Raw genomic sequence first — 2,053 nt, 5'->3', positions numbered from 1 at the left:
GACTAGGAATGGAAAATTTCCTTTTGCACCGCCTCCCCCTTGCCAACTCCCCCGTCTCCCCCTATACGCGCGCTACCGACAAGGGTGCGCCAAACGCGTGCCCTTATTCATGTCGGATATAAAGACGCGAAGAGGGTGCCGGATGAGCCGCTGTCCTCCTCTCCGATCTAGACCCTGAATTTAGGGGTGATGATTATGGCAGGTAGCCAGACCATCCGCATTCGCCTGAAGGCGTTTGATTACCGGGTTCTCGATGCGAGCACTCAGGAAATCGTAAATACAGCAAAACGGACAGGCGCAGACGTACGCGGCCCGATCCCTTTGCCGAACAAGATTGAAAAGTTCACAGTTCTTCGTTCACCACACGTGAACAAGAAATCCCGCGACCAGTGGGAAGTTCGTACGCACAAGCGTATGCTGGACATCATTGATCCGACCCCCCAGACCGTTGACGCGCTGATGAAGCTCGACCTCGCTGCTGGTGTGGATGTCGAGATCAAGGTTTAAGGGAGTATCAAACAGATGCGCTCTGGAATCATTGCAAAGAAAGTCGGCATGACCCGACTGTTCATGGAAGACGGCAAGCAGATCCCTGTAACCGTTCTCCAACTCGACGCGCTTCAGGTTGTTGCACAGCGTACATCCGAAAAGGACGGCTACACAGCGGTTCAGCTCGGTGCAGGCACAGCAAAAGCCAAGCGCACATCTCAGGCGATGCGCGGTCACTTCGCAGCAGCGAAAGTTGCACCGAAGCGTAAAGTTGCCGAGTTCCGCGTGTCCGAGGACAACCTCATCAACGTGGGCGAAGAGATCTCTGCCGAGCATTACCTCGCAGGCCAGAAAGTGGACGTGTCCGGCACATCCATCGGTAAAGGCTTTCAGGGTGCTATGAAGCGTCACAACTTTGGCGGCCTTCGCGCGACACACGGTGTATCTATCTCTCACCGCTCGCACGGCTCGACTGGTCAGTGTCAGGATCCCGGTAAGGTTTTCAAAGGCAAGAAAATGGCTGGTCACATGGGCGCTGCCCGCGTGACGACGCAAAACCTTGAAGTCGTGAGAACGGACGCAGAGCGCGGCCTTATCATGATTAAAGGCGCGGTCCCGGGCTCCAAAGGCGGTTGGGTCACAGTCAAAGACGCTGTGAAAAAGAAATTGCCTGATGGCGTTCCTTTCCCTGCGGCTCTTAAATCTGCAGCAGTAGCGGCGGCTCCGGCCGAAGATGCGCCTGCGGAAGGTGGTGAAGCATGAAAATTGATGTGATCAAACTGGACGGCGGCAGCGCCGGTTCCTTGGACCTCGATGAGGCCCTGTTCGGTCTGGAGCCACGTGCAGACATTCTGCACCGTGTGGTTCGTTGGCAGCGTAACAATGCGCAGGCCGGCACCCACAAGGTAAAGACGCGCTCCGAAGTGAAATACTCTACCAAGAAGATCTATCGTCAGAAAGGGACCGGCGGCGCACGTCACGGTGCTCGCTCTGCGCCTATCTTCCGCGGTGGTGGTGTTTACAAAGGCCCAGTCGTTCGCTCCCACGGCCACGATCTTCCCAAGAAGGTCCGCGCATTGGGTCTGAAACTGGCTCTGTCCGCAAAGGCGAAAGCTGGCGAACTCGTCATCATCGACGCGGCCGCTGGTGCAATGAAAACCTCTGCTCTGGCCAAACAGGTCGCAGCATTGGGTTGGAAACGTGCCCTAATCATCGACGGCGCAAGCGTGAACGAAGACTTCATGCAAGCAGCACGTAACATCGAAGGTCTCGATGTTCTGCCGTCCATGGGCGCAAACGTCTATGATATCCTCAAGCGTGATACACTCGTCATCACGAAAGCGGGTATCGAAGCATTGGAGGCCCGTTTGAAATGAGCGCTCAAGCAAAACACTACGACGTGATCCGCAAGCCGCTGATCACTGAGAAAACAACAATGGCGTCCGAAAACGGCGCGGTGGTTTTCGAAGTGGCAATCGACAGCAACAAGCCGATGATTAAAGAAGCTGTTGAAGCTCTCTTTGGCGTCAAGGTGAAGGCCGTGAACACGTCCATCACCAAAGGT

Annotated in this window: 4 protein-coding genes; all 4 read left to right on the top strand. The window is 55.5% G+C overall.

Annotated elements, in window-relative coordinates; all coding sequences use genetic code 11:
* The first annotated feature begins 195 nt into the window (after positions 1-195).
* The gene (gene rpsJ, locus WBC85_RS14480; protein WP_424438709.1) at positions 196-507 is read left to right on the top strand and encodes a 30S ribosomal protein S10; all 312 of its coding nucleotides are present in this window, start codon (positions 196-198) and stop codon (positions 505-507) included.
* A gap of 15 nt (positions 508-522) precedes the next feature.
* Positions 523-1,251 carry a 50S ribosomal protein L3 gene (gene rplC, locus WBC85_RS14475; protein ID WP_424438706.1) on the top strand — a complete coding sequence of 243 codons (729 nt, stop codon included), beginning with the start codon at positions 523-525 and terminating at the stop codon, positions 1,249-1,251.
* Positions 1,248-1,865, top strand: coding sequence for a 50S ribosomal protein L4 (rplD, locus tag WBC85_RS14470; protein ID WP_424438703.1), 618 nt, complete (start codon positions 1,248-1,250; stop codon positions 1,863-1,865). Before rplC ends, rplD begins: the two co-directional genes overlap by 4 nt.
* Positions 1,862-2,053 (top strand): uL23 family ribosomal protein (locus WBC85_RS14465; protein WP_424438700.1); only part of this gene is annotated, 192 nt, incomplete at its 3' end. The genes rplD and WBC85_RS14465, both read left to right, overlap by 4 nt.

It is taken from the genome of Planktotalea sp. (assembly GCF_049680325.1).
Lineage (GTDB): Bacteria > Pseudomonadota > Alphaproteobacteria > Rhodobacterales > Rhodobacteraceae > Planktotalea.
The sequence above is the reverse complement of the archived record's forward strand: the minus strand, read 5'-3'. Positions and strand labels throughout refer to the sequence as shown.